Origin of the sequence: Mesorhizobium maamorense (genome assembly GCF_044998965.1) — a bacterium.
Classification (GTDB): domain Bacteria; phylum Pseudomonadota; class Alphaproteobacteria; order Rhizobiales; family Rhizobiaceae; genus Mesorhizobium.
Map to the genome: position 1 here is coordinate 5,792,890 of NZ_CP173356.1, position 18,058 is coordinate 5,810,947.

Annotated in this window: 19 protein-coding genes and 1 pseudogene; 10 read left to right on the forward strand and 10 right to left on the reverse strand. The window is 63.2% G+C overall.

Features of this window, described 5'->3' with window-relative positions; genetic code table 11:
* Positions 1-155: 155 nt before the first annotated feature.
* Positions 156-854: an anti-sigma factor domain-containing protein gene (locus ACIU1A_RS28965; protein WP_404925883.1), complete on the reverse strand. Its 699-nt coding sequence runs from the start codon at positions 852-854 to the stop codon at positions 156-158.
* Positions 851-1,390: a sigma-70 family RNA polymerase sigma factor gene (locus tag ACIU1A_RS28970; RefSeq protein WP_140554637.1), complete on the reverse strand. Its 540-nt coding sequence runs from the start codon at positions 1,388-1,390 to the stop codon at positions 851-853. The genes ACIU1A_RS28965 and ACIU1A_RS28970 overlap by 4 nt, the downstream gene beginning before the upstream one ends.
* Positions 1,391-1,535: 145 nt before the next feature.
* Between ACIU1A_RS28970 and ACIU1A_RS28975 the strand changes: the two genes are divergently transcribed.
* Entirely contained in the window at positions 1,536-3,029 is a 1,494-nt protein-coding gene (locus ACIU1A_RS28975) for an amidase (RefSeq protein WP_404925884.1), read from the forward strand.
* 166 nt (positions 3,030-3,195) lie between these two features.
* Entirely contained in the window at positions 3,196-4,089 is an 894-nt protein-coding gene (argB, locus tag ACIU1A_RS28980) for an acetylglutamate kinase (protein ID WP_140491474.1), read from the forward strand.
* 25 nt (positions 4,090-4,114) lie between these two features.
* Here the strand turns inward: argB and ACIU1A_RS28985 are convergent, their stop codons facing one another.
* Both ACIU1A_RS28985 and ACIU1A_RS28990 read right to left on the reverse strand, forming a co-directional pair.
* Positions 4,115-4,573: a RidA family protein gene (locus ACIU1A_RS28985; protein WP_140559074.1), complete on the reverse strand. Its 459-nt coding sequence runs from the start codon at positions 4,571-4,573 to the stop codon at positions 4,115-4,117.
* A gap of 323 nt (positions 4,574-4,896) precedes the next feature.
* Positions 4,897-5,373 carry an Lrp/AsnC family transcriptional regulator gene (locus ACIU1A_RS28990; protein WP_140491470.1) on the reverse strand — a complete coding sequence of 159 codons (477 nt, stop codon included), beginning with the start codon at positions 5,371-5,373 and terminating at the stop codon, positions 4,897-4,899.
* 137 nt (positions 5,374-5,510) lie between these two features.
* Here ACIU1A_RS28990 and phhA point away from each other — a divergent pair, with 137 nt between their 5' ends.
* Positions 5,511-6,347: a phenylalanine 4-monooxygenase gene (gene phhA / locus ACIU1A_RS28995; RefSeq protein ID WP_140559072.1), complete on the forward strand. Its 837-nt coding sequence runs from the start codon at positions 5,511-5,513 to the stop codon at positions 6,345-6,347.
* A gap of 41 nt (positions 6,348-6,388) precedes the next feature.
* On the opposite strand, the gene ACIU1A_RS29000 is transcribed toward phhA, so the two are convergent.
* Positions 6,389-7,000, reverse strand: coding sequence for an Lrp/AsnC family transcriptional regulator (locus ACIU1A_RS29000; RefSeq protein ID WP_404928030.1), 612 nt, complete (start codon positions 6,998-7,000; stop codon positions 6,389-6,391).
* A gap of 324 nt (positions 7,001-7,324) precedes the next feature.
* Between ACIU1A_RS29000 and ACIU1A_RS29005 the strand changes: the two genes are divergently transcribed.
* The 3 genes from ACIU1A_RS29005 (at position 7,325) to ACIU1A_RS29015 (ending at position 10,546) form a co-directional block, all read left to right on the forward strand.
* Entirely contained in the window at positions 7,325-8,089 is a 765-nt protein-coding gene (locus tag ACIU1A_RS29005; protein ID WP_224519058.1) for a transporter substrate-binding domain-containing protein, read from the forward strand.
* Positions 8,090-8,270: 181 nt separating this feature from the next.
* Positions 8,271-9,575 (forward strand): NAD(P)/FAD-dependent oxidoreductase, encoded by a 1,305-nt coding sequence (locus ACIU1A_RS29010; RefSeq protein ID WP_404925885.1) that lies wholly within the window; start codon positions 8,271-8,273, stop codon positions 9,573-9,575.
* Positions 9,572-10,546, forward strand: coding sequence for an amino acid ABC transporter permease (locus ACIU1A_RS29015; RefSeq protein WP_404925886.1), 975 nt, complete (start codon positions 9,572-9,574; stop codon positions 10,544-10,546). Before ACIU1A_RS29010 ends, ACIU1A_RS29015 begins: the two co-directional genes overlap by 4 nt.
* A 131-nt stretch (positions 10,547-10,677) precedes the next feature.
* Here ACIU1A_RS29015 and ACIU1A_RS29020 read toward each other — a convergent pair.
* From ACIU1A_RS29020 to ACIU1A_RS29030, 3 genes and pseudogenes are all read right to left on the reverse strand, one after another.
* Positions 10,678-12,118, reverse strand: a pseudogene (locus ACIU1A_RS29020) (GMC oxidoreductase).
* Entirely contained in the window at positions 12,115-12,285 is a 171-nt protein-coding gene (locus ACIU1A_RS29025; protein WP_181165184.1) for a hypothetical protein, read from the reverse strand. Before ACIU1A_RS29025 ends, ACIU1A_RS29020 begins: the two are co-directional and overlap by 4 nt.
* A gap of 189 nt (positions 12,286-12,474) precedes the next feature.
* Positions 12,475-13,236: a GGDEF domain-containing protein gene (locus tag ACIU1A_RS29030; protein WP_404925887.1), complete on the reverse strand. Its 762-nt coding sequence runs from the start codon at positions 13,234-13,236 to the stop codon at positions 12,475-12,477.
* 161 nt (positions 13,237-13,397) lie between these two features.
* Here ACIU1A_RS29030 and ACIU1A_RS29035 point away from each other — a divergent pair, with 161 nt between their 5' ends.
* Positions 13,398-14,108 (forward strand): pyrimidine 5'-nucleotidase, encoded by a 711-nt coding sequence (locus ACIU1A_RS29035; RefSeq protein ID WP_404925888.1) that lies wholly within the window; start codon positions 13,398-13,400, stop codon positions 14,106-14,108.
* Positions 14,109-14,216: 108 nt separating this feature from the next.
* On the opposite strand, the gene ACIU1A_RS29040 is transcribed toward ACIU1A_RS29035, so the two are convergent.
* A complete protein-coding gene (locus tag ACIU1A_RS29040) occupies positions 14,217-15,062 on the reverse strand; it encodes an LOG family protein (RefSeq protein ID WP_404925889.1) in 846 nt (281 codons plus the stop codon).
* A 146-nt stretch (positions 15,063-15,208) separates the two neighbouring features.
* Here ACIU1A_RS29040 and dapD point away from each other — a divergent pair, with 146 nt between their 5' ends.
* From dapD to ACIU1A_RS29055, 3 genes are all read left to right on the forward strand, one after another.
* A complete protein-coding gene (gene dapD, locus ACIU1A_RS29045; protein WP_404925890.1) occupies positions 15,209-16,063 on the forward strand; it encodes a 2,3,4,5-tetrahydropyridine-2,6-dicarboxylate N-succinyltransferase in 855 nt (284 codons plus the stop codon).
* A gap of 72 nt (positions 16,064-16,135) precedes the next feature.
* The gene (locus tag ACIU1A_RS29050) at positions 16,136-16,459 is read left to right on the forward strand and encodes a DUF805 domain-containing protein (RefSeq protein ID WP_404925891.1); all 324 of its coding nucleotides are present in this window, start codon (positions 16,136-16,138) and stop codon (positions 16,457-16,459) included.
* Complete coding sequence (locus ACIU1A_RS29055; protein ID WP_224646216.1) at positions 16,452-16,829, forward strand: DUF805 domain-containing protein; 378 nt, start codon at positions 16,452-16,454, stop codon at positions 16,827-16,829. Before ACIU1A_RS29050 ends, ACIU1A_RS29055 begins: the two co-directional genes overlap by 8 nt.
* Before the next feature lie 73 nt (positions 16,830-16,902).
* On the opposite strand, the gene ACIU1A_RS29060 is transcribed toward ACIU1A_RS29055, so the two are convergent.
* Entirely contained in the window at positions 16,903-17,940 is a 1,038-nt protein-coding gene (locus ACIU1A_RS29060) for a 2-dehydropantoate 2-reductase (protein ID WP_404925892.1), read from the reverse strand.
* Positions 17,941-18,058: the final 118 nt, after the last annotated feature.

Consider the following 18,058-nt stretch of genomic DNA (forward strand, 5'->3'; position numbering starts at 1 on the left):
TTAGTTTCGCTTTCTATGAAAGAATTCTTTTCTTCCGAATGAGGTCCAGTGATTTTGGTGGATAGGCTGATCCAACCGCGGGAATTTGGTCCGCAGTTATCCTTGCAAAAATAGACTTCACTATTTTGTAAGGCGACGGTCCGGGCGGGGAGCCATCAGATGCTCTTCAGGTCGCCTGCCGCGACCACCGGTCCCGTCGGCTGGCCGGTCGGCGAACCGCCTGAAGGCTCGAGGCTGACCGCCAGCACGGCGCCCTGCGCAAGTTTCTGCTGCACGGCCGGCGAAACCGCCACATGCGCAGCCTTCCCGGCCGGGATGACGCCCATCGAAACCGGCGCGTTCTTGCCCACGATCACCCACAGTTCGAAGTCCTTGCCGGAGGCCCGCTCACCGGAAACGTGCGACAGGCCGACTTCATGATGCGCCGCGTCATAGACGACGAGGTATCTGACGTCGCTGCCTTCGGCGGCCAGCGAGGCGACAAGCTGTGGTTGTTGGAGCGGCGGGTTGATGAAAGGCAAGGCGATGTAGATCGCCAGCGCCGCGATGGCGGCGGCGGCAAGGCCGCGCCAGAAGGCAAGGCTCGACCATAGGCCGGCGCGAGGCTGCGAGGCGAACAGCCGGCGACCGATCGCCTCCTTGACCCTGATCGGAGGTTCTGTCCCGGGATAGGCGACGGCCAAGGGCGAAAAATGGGCCTCCCAGGCATCGACAAGCCGAGCGAATGCGGCGTCGCCATCGATGCGGCGGGACGCGATCTGGCGTTCTTCCGCTGTCAGGACGCCAAGCACGTATTCGGCGGCGAACAGGTCGTCGCCTCCACGTTCCGGTCCGTCGTCGTCTACCAGCGTCATCTTTCCAGACACTCTCTGAGCTTCAGCAGGCTGCGTCGCAGCCAGGTTCGCATCGTGTTCAGCGGCACGCCGTGGCGCTCCGCCAGTTCGGCATAGCTCTCGCCGTTCAGATAGGCGCCCCGGACAGCCGCTGCCCGGCCCTTTTCCAATTCCTCGAGACAACGGTGGATGCGCTCGGACTCGCCACCTGCCACGGTCATGGCCTCCGGTCCCGGCGCCGGATCGGCCACATCGAGCGCGGCATCGATGTAGGCGGCAGGTTCCCGCCGCGCCCTGATACGATCGATCGCATGGTTGCGCGCGATGGCCACCAGCCAGGAAATCGGGCTTAGATCCGAGACGGCGAAACGGTCCGCCTTCGTCCATATCTTGACGAAGACTTCCTGAAGCGCCTCTTCGGCATCTCCCCGGTCCTTCAATACACGAAGGCAGACACCGAAAAGTTTCGCGCTGGTCTGCCGGTACAGCAGATCGAACGAAGCCCGGTCCTTCATCGAAGTCCGGACAATCAGATTGCTGATCTCCTGTGGCGTCATGTCGGCAAATTAGGGGATTGCGATGTATTTGCAACGGCGCAAATTTCCGTGCACCCAAAGCTTTCCGCACCGCGCCGCACTCGTTCATCGCTCGATTGCCAACGGATTGGCCGCTGGTTACCTTGCCTGGATCGGGGGAGTGCGCATGTCGGTCGAACGAGTGCTGTGGGAAGAAGACGCCACCGGCCTTGCCACGTTGGTGCGCAAGGGCGAGGTTTCGCCGGTCGAACTGGTCGACGCGGCGATCGCGCGCGCCGAGGCCAGCCGGCCTGAAATCAATGCCACGGCCGAGACACTCTACGATGCGGCGCGCAGCCGGGCGAAGGGCATCGATCATTCCCTACCGCTGGCCGGCGTGCCCTTCGCCGTCAAGGATCTCGGCATCGCCATCAAGGGCGTGCCGTCGCATGGCGGCAGCCGCATCCCCGCCTGGATGCCCGAGGTCAGTTCGGTGCTGACCGAACGCTATCTCGCCGCCGGACTGATACCCATCGTCACCTCGACATCGCCCGAACACGGGCTGCGGCTGATGACCGAATCAAAAGCCTTCGGCATCACCCGCAATCCCTGGAACACCGGCCACACCAGCGGCGGCTCGTCCGGCGGCGCTGCGGCACTGGTCGCCGCCGGCGTCGTGCCGGTGGCGCATGCCTCCGATGGCGGCGGCTCGATCCGCGTGCCTTCTGCCTGCACCGGGCTGGTCGGCCTCAAGACCTCGCGCGGCCGCGTTCCGCTGTCGCCATCGGTGAGCGAAAGCTGGTACGGCATGGTGGTCGACCATGCCGTCACCCGCTCGGTGCGAGATTGCGCCCTGCTGCTTGACCTCACCCATGGCCCCGACCCGCTCGCGCCCTATGCCGCGCCGCCGCCGAAGGGTGCGTTCGCCGCGGCTGCCGCGCGCGATCCCGGCAAGCTCAAGCTCGCAATGTACCGGAACTCTCCGCTCGGCCTGCCGATTTCGGCCGAGACGCTGAAAGCGCTCGATACCGCGGTGGCGCTCGCCCGCGAGGGCGGCCACAGCGTCGAGGAAATCGATTTGCCCTCCATCGGTCGCGACTTCTTCGCCGATTTCTGCAGAACGGTTGCCTCGGCTGTCGCAGGCATGTTGCGGGCCGAGGCGGTGCGCATCGGCCGCACCGTCACCGGCGACATCGAGCGCGCGACGCGGGTGCTCGGCCGATTGGGCGAAATGGTCTCGGCCGGCGAGACCTATGCCGGCTTGCAGCGGCTGCATGCCGCCTCGCGGCAACTGATTGCGGAGACGGCGCGTTACGACGCCGTGCTGATGCCTGTTATCGCCCACCCGCCGCTCGCTTGCGGCGCGATGGACCCGAAGGGCGCCGACGAGCTCATCGAAAATATGCTCGACAAGCTTCGCCTCACGGCGCTGCTCAGGATCGAACCGCTGTTCGGCCAGCTGATGGACAAGAGCCTGTGGTTCACCCACTGGCCGGCGATCCAGAATGTCAGCGGCCAGCCCTCCATTGCGTTGCCCATCCACGTCACCGAAGCCGGCCTGCCGCTCGGCGTCCAGGCCGCGGGCCGCCCCGGTGACGAGGAGACGCTTTTGTCCCTGGCCGCGCAGATGGAGAAGATCTCCGGTTGGCTTGGCCGCAGGGCGCCGCTTATGGTGCCTTAAGTGATGACGAGGTCGTGAGCCGCCCGAATATGACAGCAAAGCCGTTTGCGGCCCGCGTCAATTCCCGCTAAGACGCCGCCGTCTTTACCTGATGCATGTCGCCAAAAATGCGCAGCGACTTTGGGGCAACGACAGGCATGAAATCAAAAGCCAGGGAACCACGCCGATGACGGACATCGCCGCCACCGCCGAAATGCAGGCCGCCCTGCTGTCGCGGGCGCTGCCCTACATGCAGCGCTACGAGAACAAGACGGTGGTGGTGAAATATGGCGGCCACGCCATGGGCGACAGCGAACTCGGCAAAGCCTTCGCGCGCGACATCGCGCTGTTGAAACAGTCCGGCGTCAACCCGATCGTCGTCCATGGCGGCGGGCCGCAGATCGGCGCCATGCTCAACAAGATGGGCATTGAATCCAAATTCGAGGGCGGCCTGCGCGTCACCGACCAGAAGACGGTCGAGATCGTCGAGATGGTGCTGGCGGGCTCTATCAACAAGGAGATCGTCGCGCTCATCAACGCCGAGGGCGAATGGGCGATCGGCCTGTGCGGCAAGGACGGCAACATGGTGTTCGCCGAAAAGGCGCGCAAGACCATGATCGACCCGGACTCCAACATCGAGCGCGTGCTCGATCTCGGCTTCGTCGGCGAGCCGGTCGAGGTCGATCGCACGCTGCTCGACCTTCTGGCGCGCTCCGAGATGATCCCGGTGCTGGCGCCGGTGGCGCCCGGCCGCGACGGACACACCTACAACATCAATGCCGATACCTTTGCCGGCGCCATCGCCGGCGCCTGCAAGGCCTCGCGTCTTCTGTTCCTCACCGATGTGCCGGGCGTGCTCGACAAGGACAAGAAGCTGATCGACGAGCTGACGGTCGCCGAGGCCAAGGCGCTGATCAAGGACGGCACGGTGTCGGGCGGCATGATCCCGAAGGTCGAGACCTGCATCGAGGCGATCGAGCGCGGCGTCGAAGGCGTCGTCATCCTCAACGGCAAGACGCCGCATTCGGTGCTGCTTGAACTGTTCACCGAGCACGGCGCCGGCACGCTGATCGTGCCCTGACATTTGTGGGCTGTCGCGCCGGACGCTAGTCCGGTAGAGCGGCGATCGCCACGATCTCGATGACGAGATCGGGATGCGCAAGTGCGGCAACCCCGATTACCTCCGATGGCGGCGGATTGTTGTAGCTGCAGTGCTTCGGGCAGTGCGCGGCGAAGAATTCGTCCATGACGTCCAGCCGGAAATTGGGGGAACTCAGAACGCCGCCGTCCGGAAATGGTCCTTTGACATATTGGGTGATCTTGACGAGATGCTCGAGCGAGCTGCCAAGCTCCTCCAGGTCCGATTTGATGGTCGTCAAAATGGAGCGCCATTGCGTCGCCGCGTCCCCGACGGCGCCACCTTTGCCCGTCGACGGGTCGTAATCTTCGGCCGTGCCCGTATTGCCGGCGAGAAAGACATAGCCCCTGGCGCCGCTGACGACGGTGCCTTTTCCCCAAGGCATCAGCCGGCCCTCTTTCATCTTTTTATGGGTGACAAGCTCCATCGCTTCCTCCTGCCGGACACCCTCTGCTTCCAGGAAGTAGCGCGCAGCCTGATAACGGCCAGCGTGAAAAAGTCAGGCGCGGTGCGAATGCATGGCCGCGAGCACGGCAGGTTTCCATGCCGTCCGTTCGAACACCATCGATTGCTCTTCCGCGTCCTGTGGCGCGCTCCGGAAATCGGCCATCTTTCATCCGGCCATCGCGCGTCAGAAATCCCTAGACTCGCGGACCAGAGCCGCCGTCCATCTGCGTATACCAGCGCATGGAGAACGAGCTTCATGGCGGGACCTCTTCATGGGTGATCCGCCCATGCTGGCCGGCGCCATCACCGCCGCAGATGTCCGAGCGGCACGTGGCCGGGTCCCTTGATGTTCTGCAGCACGAGCTGCGTGTGGACGTCGCGCACACCGTCGAGCCGCATCAGCCGGTGCATGACGAAGGCGTTGAGTTCGTCGACCGACGGCACCATGACATGCAGCAGGAAGTCGTGGTCGCCGGTCATCGTCCAGCAGGATGATACCTCGTCCATGCGCTGGACCGCGGCGATGAAACTCTCGGGCGAACCGTCGCTGTGGCTGACCAGCCGCACCTGGATGAACACCTCGACCGTCAGGCCGACGGCACGGCGGCTGAGCACGGCGGCAAAGCCCTTGATGATGCCGGCCTCCTGCAGCGCCTCGAAGCGCCGCGCGCAAGGTGTCGTCGACAGGCCGATCTCCTGCGCCAGTTCGGAGACCGGCTTGCGTCCGTCGCGCTGGAGGATATCGAGCATCTTGATCTCGAAATCGTCGAATTGAGGCATTTTCACTCCGCTATGGCATATTCCGAGTGGATGTTATCCAAAAATCCTCATTCCGGCCATCACCAAAACCGATTTGCCTCCGCAAATCCGGTTAACTTCGGGCACATCCGGAATTCAAGATTGGCGAGGAGAAAACCATGACGACGATGAGCGTTGCCGAATATGCCCGCGACTGCGCGGCTCAAGGGTTGCGCGGCGACTACTCGGTCTGCCGTGCCGATTTCACCGTGGCGCAAGGCTATGACTACAGCGCCGAGGAACAGGCGGTCTGGCGCACACTGTGCGACCGCCAGACGAAACTGACGCGCAAGCTCGCCCACCATTCCTATCTCGACGGCGTCGACAAGCTCGGCCTGCTCGACCGCATCCCGGACTTCGACGAAGTCAGTGCCAAGTTGCGTAAGCTGACTGGCTGGGAGATCGTCGCCGTGCCAGGGCTCATCCCGGCCGCGCCCTTCTTCGACCATCTCGCCAGCCGCCGTTTCCCCGTCACCAACTGGCTGCGGACGCAGCAGGAGCTCGACTACATCGTCGAACCCGACATGTTCCATGATTTCTTCGGACATGTGCCTGTGCTGTCGCAGCCGGTCTTCGCCGACTTCATGCAGATGTATGGCCAGAAGGCCGGCGACATCATCGCGCTGGGCGGCGACGAAATGATCAGCCGGCTCTACTGGTACACGGCCGAATACGGCCTCATGCAGGAAAGTGGTCAGCCGCTGAAGGCCTTCGGCGCCGGCCTGATGTCATCCTTCACGGAGTTGCAGTTCGCGGTCGAAAGCAAGGATGCGCACCATGCGTCTTTCGACCTGGAAACGGTGATGCGCACGGGCTACGAAATCGACAAGTTCCAGCGCGTCTATTTCGTGCTGCCGTCCTTCGACGCGCTGCGCGACACATTCCAGACCGCCGATTTCGCGGCGATCGTCGCTCGCCGCATGGGCGAGCCCGCACTCGACCCGGCGACTGTGTAGCCGGATTTGGGTGGGCAGGGGCGAGCGAAAACTCGCCCTTCCTATAGTGCGGCATAGATGTTGCGGTTGAACTTCGTCTCCATCACCACATGCGATGCCGTTTTGACGATGCCGCTGATTTCATTCAGCGCATTCACTTCCCGGTTCAGCTTCTCGAGCGTCTCGGCCGCGACATGGATGATCAGGTCCCACTCGCCGGTTATGGCGTAGACCGCCTGGATCGAAGGCATAGCCTTGATCTTCCTGGAGACGTCCGGGTAGCTCTTGTTGTTCAGGGCGGCGAAGGTGAAACAGTGGACGGAATTCTGAGCCGCGTCCTTGGTCAGCCGCACCGCGTAGCCTTCGATGACCCCGCCCGCCTCGAGCTTTTGTATGCGCTCCTGCAAGGCAGTCCGGGATACGCCGAGCTGACGCGCCAGTGATGCGACCGGCTCACGCGCGTTCTTCTGCATCAGCGCGAGCAACTGGCGATCTTTTTCGGTCAATTCCACAATCAATCCTCTCCTTCGATCCGCCCTGGAACCCGTCCAATCGCTCGGCGCGATCCTATCGGCTGAACCACCGCCGCGACAATCCTCAGGAACCGCCGGTGCAGGCTGCGCAAGGCGCAAATATCCGGCATTTTGCCGCCTCACGGCACGTAATGACTGCATGGCTGCCACTATCCGGCATTTCGCCGGGTGGAACCCTGCTTTTCGCGACCTGAGTGTCAACTGTCACAAACGCCAGTCCATGAGGGGGAACAGCTTCGGCTGCGATGGACGCAAATCGACACCGAGCCGCGTTGGACTTGCATCCGCAAGCCGAACGCCACGGTACGCCGCGGAGACGTCGCGGACGAGGCCGATCGAAACAACCACTGGTGCCCGACGCAGGTACCGTCATTTCAGCTGCATCCATAAGGGAGGATAACTTTGAAAAAACTGCTCGATTTCGCCATTCTTGCCGTCGCGACATTCGCGATCACGACGGCGGCCATGGCCGGAGAAACTTTGGATCGCGTCACGTCGAAGAAGGCGATGGTCGTCGCCACCAACGCCGCCTGGCCGCCGCAAAGCTTTCTCAATGACAGCAACGAGCTCGCCGGCTTCGACATCGATGTCTCGCGCGAGATCGGCAAACGGCTGGGGGTCGAGGTCTCGTTCGAGACGCCTGACTGGGCGACGCTGACCGGCGGTCGCTGGCAAGGGCGCTACGACCTCGGCGTCGGCTCGGTCACACCGACCAAGGCTCGTTCCAAGGTGATCGATTTTGTCGGCATCTATTACTACAGCCCCTATGTCTACGTCGTGCACAAGGACAGCACCGCGAAGTCGGTCGCCGATCTCAACGGCAAGGTGATCGGCGTCGAGACGGCCACCACCTCGGAGGATTTCATCCGCCGCAAGCTTGAGATCGACGCGCCCGGCTTGCCTCCCGTCGAATACAAGCTGGAGCCCGGCGAGATCCGCACCTTCGCCGATTCCATGCTTCCCTTCGATGATCTGCGGCTTGGCGACGGTGTTCGCCTGAATGCCGTGATCGCGCCGGAGCAGACGGCGCAGAACGCCATCAAGAACGGCTATCCCGTGAAGATCCTCGAAGGGGAATATGCCTTCCGGGAACCGCTCGTCGTCATTGCCGAGAAGAACGATCCCGAGTGGACCGCAAAGGTTTCGGGCATCATCGCCGAGCTGAAGAAGGACGGCACGCTCGCCGCGCTGACCACGAAATGGTACGGCAAGGACTACAGCGCCAAATGACGTTGGATTGCTCGCCGGCTGCCGCTCGGCTGCCGGCGGGCAACACGCGTCAAATGCTGGAGCGGTTCAGCGTTTGAAACAATCGCCACCCCTCTCTAAACCTTTGTTCTTGCGCAATTTCCCGGGGAAAAGCGCTACGCGCTTTTCCTGACTATGAGCGGGATGCAGTTGAAAGTCGCCGATGGCCTATCCGGACACCTATTACGCCCGCACCATGATCGACCGGAAGATCAGGCCCCGGCTCCGCGGCGAGGCGCACCGTGACGTGGCCATCGTCGGCGGGGGACTGGCCGGCCTGACCACGGCGCTGCAGCTGTCGCGCTCCGGGCTGCGCGTCGCCGTGCTGGAGGCCCAGGTCGTCGGTTTCGGCGCCTCCGGCCGCAATGGCGGCTTCGTCACGCCTGGCTTCGCCACCGGCGGCGACACCATTGCCGCACGCGTCGGCAAGGAGGCCGCGCGGCAACTGCACCGGCTGTCGATCGAGGGCGTCGAATTCGTGCGTCATACCATCGAGGCGCTCGACATATCGGCCGCCATGCCGCGCGAGGGGCTGGTCAGCGTCCTGCGCTACGACGATGGCGACGCGCTCAAGGCCTATGCCGACCAGACGGCGCGCGACCACGGATACGAGCTTCAATATCTGCGCAGAGAAGACGTCCGTTCGGTGCTTAAATCGGCTCGCTACTATCAGGGCCTGCGCGACCCGAAAGCCTTTCACATCCATCCGCTTAATTATCTGCGTTCCGTGGCCGATGAGATCGAGCGGCTTGGCGGCAGCATCCATGAGAGCTCCGAAGTCGTGCAATGTGATCTGTCGGGGCCGCAAAAGATGCTGCGCACGCGAGAGGGCACGCTTCGGGCACCGCGCGTCGTGCTGGCTACCGGCGGCTACACCGGCCCGGTATTCAGTCAGCTCTACCGCGCCTTCCTGCCCATCGCGACCTATGTGATGGTTTCCGAGCCGGCGCCGCGCCTGATCGCGCAAGCCGTTGCGACCACGGACGCAGTCGGCGACAACCGGCGGGCCGGCGACTATTATCGGCTGGTCGATGGCGGCAATCGCCTTTTGTGGGGCGGGCGCATCACCACGCGCGCCGCTTCCGCCTACGCGCTGGCGCGCGAATTGCGCCGCGAGATGATCGGTACCTATCCGCAGCTTGCGGACCTCAAGACCGAACTGGCCTGGTCCGGATTGATGTCCTATGCCCGTCACCTGATGCCCCAGATCGGCGAATTGCAGCCGGGTGTCTGGTATTGCACGGCTTTCGGCGGCCATGGTCTCAACACCACGGCCATCGCCGGAAAAATCGTTGCGGAAGGCATTCTGGGCGTTTCGGACCGGTACCGGCAGTTCGCGCCATTCGGATTGAGCTGGGCCGGCGGCGCCGCCGGCCTGGCGGCCGCGCAGCTCACCTACTGGAAATTGCAGGCGCAGGACTGGTGGCGAGAACGTCATGCCGCCACGAAAGACAAGGTGACGGCATGATCGGCAGGCTGATGCTCTTCTATCCGGGGATCACCCGCCGCGCAGCGGCGGCGCTCGTGCTGGCGCTGTTGGCCGCCGGCCTTTACGCGATGGGCATCAAGTCAAGCTGGATCGGCTCGATGATTCCAGTTGCATCCGGCTGGCTGCAGGCCAACCCTGCCCTGTCGCGCGCGCTTTCCGCGGTGCTGATCGCGCTCATTGTGCTGGTGAATTGCAAGCTGCTGCTGCTTTTGACCCGACGGCAGCAGATCGTCGGCGTCTGGATCGAACTGTTCGTACTCCTGATGCTGTTCTTCTATTCCTTCGACCTGTCGCTTGCCTTCATCGCCAGGAAGATCGGCTTCCTGATCACCCAGGGCGTCACCACCACGCTCTACATTTCGGCGATCTCGATCCTGATCGCGACAGCCATCGCACTTGTCGGCGCGATCGCCAAACTGACCGGAAACGGCATTGTGTACGGGCTGGCCACTTTCTACACCTCGTTGTTCCGCGGCCTTCCTTTGCTGATGCAGATCTACATCATCTATCTCGGCCTGCCGCAGGTCGGTTACGTGATCGGCGCGGTGCCGGCCGGCATTCTGGCGTTGTCGCTGTGTTATGGCGCCTACATGACCGAGATCTTCCGCGCCGGCATCGAAAGCATTCCGCGCGGACAGAGCGAAGGCGCCACCGCGCTTGGACTGAGCCCCGGCCAGACCATGGCGCTGGTCATCCTGCCGCAGGCCATGCGCGTCATCATCCCGCCGACCGGCAACCAGTTCATCGCCATGCTGAAGGACTCGTCCCTGGTGTCGGTCGTCGGCGTCTGGGAGATCATGTATCTCGCCCGCACCATGGGCCAGACGGAGTTCCGCCATATCGAGATGTTGATCACCGCCTCGATGATCTACTGGATCCTGTCAATCACGCTGGAGTTCGGCCAGGCCTATCTCGAACGGCGTTTTGGCCGGTCGGAGCGGCGGGCGTAGGACAATTCCGGAAAGCTGCGTCGCCGCCGTGCTGGTGCGCATCTCCACGGCCTTTGAGCCGCTCCGGCGGCCGCGCCATCATGTGACGCGGCCTTGCCGGGATGAGGTGATTTCGCGGGGCTGCGGAACGATCAGGCGGTGACCACCTTGCCGAGATGCTCGCCGAGCCGGCAGGCCAACGCCGTGATCGTCGTCGTCGGGTTGCATTGGCCCGAGGTGCAGAACACCGAGGAGCCGCCGACATAGAGATTGTCCATCCCGTGCACCTTGCAATTGGCATCCACGACGCTCTTGGCGACATCGGTGCCCATGCGCGTGCCGCCCATGTGATGGTGACCGGCCGTCTCCTCGTCCGTTGGGTAGTCGCCGCCACTCGAAATCCAGTCGGCTATACGCACCCGGCCCAGGTTCTTCTGGGCTAGCGTCGTCCCGAAAAGCCTCAGCCCTTCGAGCAGCGTGCGGCGTTCCAGGTCCGATTTCTTCCAGTGCAGCTCGATGCGCGGCACGCCGGCGTGGTCGACCACGGTCTTCGACAGCTCGACCTGGTTCGAGGCCAGCGGCGCCTGCTCCCAGGCTACATAGAGTTGGGCCGCGCAGCGCAGGTTCCTGGTTGAGCCTGCCCGATAGCCACTCCGCCATGTTGGGCGCCGTACAGGCGAGATCCGCGATCAGGTCCTTGACGCCGGGATAGGGCGTCTCGATCAGCCTGATGCCGAAATTCATGATCCGCAGCCGCTCCATCGCGGCCGGCATCGGCGAGAAGAAGGCCTCGTTCACCGCATCGACCTCGAATGCGCCATAGTCGGACAGGATGGCGTTGCCGCCCTGGAAGGTCGGGTGTTCCATCCAGTAGCGGCCAAGTGCCGTCGCATTCGGCACGACGCCGCCATTGGAGCGCTGGTTCGACCATAAAAGCAGCCGCGAATTCTCCAGCCCCCCGGTACAGACGATGAAATAATCGGCGCTGAAGAAGCCGGCATCCTGCCCCTGCGACCACAGCCTGGCGCCGGTCACGCGTCTGCCGTCGCCGGCAAGCTCGGTGGCGCAGGTGTTGAGCACGACAGCGATGTTCCTGCTCTTGTCGAGCTCGTCGGCGTATTTTTCAGCGAAGCGCACCGCACCGCTCTTGATCAGCTGCACCCAGCGGATGTCGTCCGAGATCGGCGCGTCCGGCCGGAAATCTGGCAGTTCCAGGATGTCGCGCACTTCGCTCAGATACGGTTCGATGTCGCTGCGCCGGATCGGCCAGCCCGTGTCCGGCACCCACGCCTTCGGCTCGAAATCCTGTTTGTCGAGCACGCGGCACCAGCCGGCCCAGTGGTTCGAGCTGCCGCCCATGAACCGCAGCCGGGTGATATCGAGATCGAAATAGAAATCGCCGACTGTGGTGCCGCGGTAGAAATCCTGCGAGGTGTCGCTGAACTCTCTGCCGCCGGCCTCCAGCACCACGACCGGTATGCCGGCGGCACCAAGCTTTCTGGCGATCGTGGTGCCGGCCGGGCCGGAGCCGAGAACGCAGACCCTGGGCGTGAAATTCGCGGCGCGAAACGCCTCATAACTGTCGAAGATCATGCCAGGTCGCTCCGCTTCAGGATCCAGCCATTGACCTCGACGATCTCATCGGGGGCGGCTTCGGAAGAACCCGCATCGGGCAATTTGCGGAACAGCGACAGGGCAGGCACCGCGATCAGCGTCTGCATGATCATTCGGCGCGATATCTTCTTGATAAGGAAACTCATGACAGGTCTCTCGACGGGGTCTCTATCCAGGCATGTTCCCTGAACATCCAGGCATGGTCCCTGAACGGCACATGCTTCATCATCGAAGCCAGAAGCGTGCCAAAACTGGTTGCAAGCCGGAACAATGCGCAGCCGAGTGCAAACAGGGTTAGAGACTCCTTAACAGGCCGATATGCTGGATCGGCCCGTTCAGGCCGCCTCGGAGATGTCGGTGTCGAGGATCACCAGGTTGCGTCCCCGATGTTTGGCCTGGTAGAGGCGCCGGTCGGCGGCCCGCATCAGCTCCGACACGCTGGCGCTTTCGTCGCAGAGGGTTCCGCCGATGCTGACGGTCAGCGGAATGGTCCGCTCGTCCACGGGCCGGAAGCGGATCAGCTCGACCTCGCGGCGGATGTGCTCGGCGACGCGCTTGGCTTCCCGTTCCGTGGCTCCGGCCAGCAATGCGCCGAACTCCTCGCCGCCGATGCGGCCGAGGACGTCGCCGTCCCGCACCCCGCGCTTGATTGCGCTGGCGATCAGCAGCAGCGCGTCGTCGCCGGTCAGATGGCCGAAGCTGTCATTGATCATCTTGAAATGGTCGGCATCGATGATCAGCAAGGCGCCGCGATCGGGCTTGTGCCGGGATCCGTTGAGCACGGCAAAGAAGCTTTCCCGGTTGAGCATGCCCGTCATGTCGTCGCGGCTGGCCTTTTCCGCCAGCCGGCGATGCGCTGCGGCAAGCTGGGCATGGGTGCGGGCAAGGTCGCGATGCGCCGACTTCAGCCTGTCGCTGTGCCAGAACGTGCTTGCGCAGGCCGCCCATGCAAGGACCAGCGGACACAATGTCGAGGTCAGCCAGATCATGCGGTTGACCGGGAATCCCATGGCGGGGACGATGATCAGGGTCAGAAGGAGCGAAACCGCGACAGAGACGAAAGCAATGGTGGCGGACTTCAGAATTATACTGCTCATCGCTGGCTCCCACTGGACCGCCTCTGTGCCAGCAAGCCCTGAAGGCCACCTTTCCAGGATGCCTAAAATTTGAATGGTGAGACTGTTTCTGCTACTTTCGGCCCGTAGAAGTTGTGGATAAAGCCCCTTCAAGATTGTCCGTTTCGTGCCATAAGGGGCGCATGGCTACACACCCCGAACCCGCTCGCTTCGCCCATGTCACCGACTGGGTGTTCGACCTGGACAACACGCTCTATCCGCACCATTCGAATCTGTTCTCGCAGATCGACGTCAAGATGACCGCCTATGTCGGGGAACTGCTGTCGCTGCCGCGCGAGGACGCGCGCAAGCTGCAAAAGGAACTTTATCGGGAATATGGCACGACACTGAACGGGCTGATGACGCGCCATGGCATAGACCCCGACGATTTCCTCGAGAAGGTCCACGACATCGACTATTCCTGGCTGGTGCCGGATCCCGTCCTCGGCACCGCCATTCGCCAGCTTCCCGGCCGCAAGTTCATCTTCACCAACGGCGACCGCAGGCATGCCGAGCGCACTGCGCGCCAGCTTGGCATCCTTGATCATTTCGACGACATCTTCGATATCGTCGCTGCCGGGCTCAACCCCAAGCCTGCGCGCCAGACCTACGAGAAATTCGCCGAACTTCACGCCGTCACCGGCCACAATGCGGTGATGTTCGAGGATCTCGCGCGCAACCTGTCCGTGCCGAAGTCACTGGGCATGACGACGGTCCTGGTGGTGCCGCGCAATTTCGAGCCGACATTCTCCGAAATCTGGGAGCGCGATCCGGCGCAGGAAGATGATGTCGACTTCGTCACCGACGATTTGGCCGGGTTTCTGACGGAGATAGTCGTGGGGATAAGGCAGTAGGGCAGTAGGGCAGTAGGGCAGTAGGGCAGTAGGGCAGTAGGGCAGTAGGAAGATGAGGGGCGCTCTCAGCCCTTGATTCTAGATATACTGCCTTACTGCCCTATTCCCTTACTCCCCTAACTTATAGAACCGGCTGACGATGCCCCAGGCCTCGTCGGCGGTGTCGACGAAATCGATGATGTCCTGGTCGCCGGGACTGATCGTGCCTTGCTCGGCGAGGAAGTCGAGATCGATCGCCCGTTTCCAGAAGGATTTGCCGAACAGGATCACCGGCACGCGCTCCATGCGCCCGGTCTGGATCAGCGTCAGCGTCTCGAAGAATTCGTCCATCGTGCCGAAGCCGCCGGGAAACACCGCGACAGCCTTGGCGCGCATGACGAAATGCATCTTGCGGATGGCGAAATAGTGGAAGTTGAAACAGAGTTCCGGCGTCACATAGGCGTTGGGCGCCTGCTCGTGCGGCAGAACGATGTTAAGGCCGATGGAGGGCGCGCCGACATCGTCGGCGCCGCGATTGCCGGCCTCCATCACGCCGGGCCCGCCGCCGGTCACCACGACATATTCGCGGTAATATGAACTGGCCGATTGCTGCGAGCAGAGGCGGGCGAATTTGCGCGCTTCCTCGTAATATTTGCTGTTTTCCTCAAGGTTCTTCTTCTGCGTCTCGTTTTTGGCCGCCCAGGCCTCGCCGCCGGGTTCAGGCAGCCGCGCGCCCCCGAACAGGACCACGGTCGAGCGGATACCGCGCTCGGCCAGGATCATCTCCGGCTTCAGGAGTTCGAGCTGAAGCCTGACCGCGCGCAATTCGCGCCGCGTCATGAAGGCGGGATCGTTCCACGCCAGGCGGTAGGTCTCGGCGCGCGTCTGCGGCGTGTCCGGCACGCTCCTGGCCCGCTCCAGATCCTCGTCCGAATGCGGCAGCGGCGTCCAGCCCGCCTTTTCCATGGGTGTCATGATGTCAGGTCCGTCCATTTCATTCACTTGCGCCGTCCCATGGCGCGGTCGCGATTGACCCCTACTCTGCCTTCACATAGGGTCCGCGCGATTTTCAAAACAGGTTAAGGCTCAGCCCCTTAACAGCCTGGTAATGGAGCGAATTCATGTCGAAGCCGGATCTGGCGAGCCTCGAAAAGACCATCGACAAGGCCTTCGAGGAACGTGACGCGATTTCGACGGCGACCAGAGGCGAGACACGCGATGCCATCCAGTCGGCGCTCGATCTGCTCGACCGCGGCACCGCCCGCGTTGCCGAGCGCCAGGCCGATGGCCAGTGGCATGTCAACCAATGGCTGAAGAAAGCCGTCCTTTTGTCCTTCCGGCTGAACCCGATGGAGATCATCAAGGGCGGTCCCGGCCAGGCCGTGTGGTGGGACAAGGTGCCGTCGAAGTTCGACGGCTGGAGCGCCGTCGATTTCGAGAAGGCCGGTTTCCGCGCCGTGCCGTCGTCGGTCGTGCGCCGCTCGGCCTATGTCGCGCCGGGCGCCGTGCTGATGCCGTCCTTCGTCAATGTCGGCGCCTATGTCGATTCGGGCACCATGGTCGATACCTGGGCTTCGGTGGGCTCCTGCGCCCAGATCGGCAAGAATGTGCACCTGTCGGGCGGCGTCGGCATCGGCGGCGTGCTGGAGCCGATGCAGGCCGGTCCCACCATCATCGAGGACAATTGCTTCATCGGCGCGCGCTCGGAAGTGGTCGAAGGCTGCATCGTGCGCGAGGGCTCGGTGCTCGGCATGGGCGTCTTCATTGGCCAGTCGACCAAGATCGTCGACCGCGCCACAGGCGAGATTTTCTACGGCGATGTGCCGCCGAATTCCGTCGTCGTAGCCGGTTCGCTGCCTGGCAAGCCGTTTCCGAACAATGAGCCGGGTCCAAGTCTCTATTGCGCGGTCATCGTCAAGCGGGTCGATGCCAAAACCCGGTCCAAGACGTCGATCAACGAATTGCTGCGCGATTGATCTTTTTGGAAAGCGGGCGCACCTTCCGCGGGCGCGACGATCGGTCGCGCCGGTTCAGCATGGAGGGGTGACATGGACTGGAAATCTCTGCTGACGAGCTTCGACGGCCGCATCGATCACGCCAAGTTCTGGGCCGGCATCGATATATTCATCGTCATCGGTATTGTTGCCTTCATTCTCGATGCGATTCTCGGCACGCGCTTCACGACCGCAGGCGGCGGCAGGATCGGCATCATCGGCATGCTCGTCGCGCTGGCGTCGATCTATTTCGCGATTGCTCTCTATGGAAAACGCTGGCACGACCGCGACAAGTCGGGCTGGTGGACGCTGATCGGTCTCGGCGTTCTCGAAGGCGCCCAGGGTGTCAATCAATATGGACGGGACCCGCTTGCCTGACAGATCCAACCTTACTTGGCTTTTCTTCAAGACATCGGGCCGCGTCAGCCGCGCGGCCTATTTTCTTGGTGGGCTGCTCGTGGCCATCATCCAGGCCTTCCCGCTCTATCGTTTCACGCTGGTGCCGGAAGGCTCGCCCGAGAGCAACATGTGGTCGTTCGTCTTCTTCATCGCCTTCATCGCCTCGCTGTGGTCGAACATCGCACTGGCGGTGAAGCGGCTGCACGACCTCGACAAGCCCGGCATCGCGGCGTTGATCCTGTTCGTGCCGGTCGTCTCGATCGTCGCCTTCGTCGTGCTTTGCCTGTTTCCGGGCAAGCCCGGACCCAACCGCTATGGCAAGCGCACCAATGCACCGGCCGAACCCTGAGCGCCCATCATCGCGATGCGCTACTGACGGTATGCATGAAAATGAAGGCCTGATCCGCGTCGCCTGAATTCATTCAGACGCGACGCGCTTCAGGCGCGGCGACCTGATCCGCGCCGAAACCGGGCGATCCGCGGCCGGCCGCTTCCGCTTCACGCACCAGGGCGATGATTCGTCGGACCGTCGGCGCCGGCGTGCCCGCTTCTTGCGCCAGGCGAAGAACGGCGCCTTGCAAATCGCCGATCTCCGTCGGCCGGCCGCGCTGCAGATCGTCCCACATGGAGGAACGCGCCTCCGGGTCGATGGCCAGCATCCGCCGCGCCAGCAGCCTGAATAGCCAATCGGGGAGGCGGAGCACTATCGGCAACAGCGCCGGCCGCAAGCCGGCGATCCGCGCCGGCTCGATGCCCGACGCCTTCATGGCCTGGAGTGCCTCGTCGATCTGTCTTGCCAGGATCAGCCGCCAGCGCCGGTCGGCAAGCTCGCTCGCCAGCGGCAGGCCCGAAAGCGCCACCAGCGCATTGTTCAAATTCATCAAAAGCTTGCCCCACAGCACGGCTTTCATGTCGGCATGGACTTCAACCCGGAACCCTTCGACGCCGATAAGGCTGATCAGACCGGCATCGCTGTCCTCGATCATGACCTTGCCGTCGCTGGCGCGGTGGACACGCAGCGGTAATTCGCCGTCGGCCGATTGCACGACATTGAACGGCACCATGCCGGCCAGCACTGGTCGCCCGCCGACACCGGCGCGCAGCCTGTCGGCATTGTCGATGCCGTTCTGCAGGCTCACCACCACGGCGTCCGGCGGGGCGTGGGCGGCGATGAGCGCAGCCATCTCCCGCGTCGCGCCGCTCTTGACGGTGACCAGGATCACGCCCGCCTGCGGCAAGGCAGCGGCTGGTTCGGTGGTGACGGCAAGCGCTTGCGGCTCGAGGCCTCGATCGCGGCCCTCAAGGTCGCTGATCCGCAATCCGCCTTGCCGCAGAGCCGCCTCGACGCGCGGCCGGGCCAGCAGGATGACCTTGCGCCCGGCGAGCGCCAGACAGCCGCCGGCATAGCAGCCGATGCTGCCGGCGCCGGCAATGACGATTCTCTTGCCCCCGTTTGCCATCCTGTCGCTCCGCACGGGGCCCACGACTATACGACATGAAAACCATAATGTCGGCGGTATCGCCGGTCATAGGACTGGCCCCTACGTCTGGCCGTGACAGGCCTTCAGCTTTCGACTA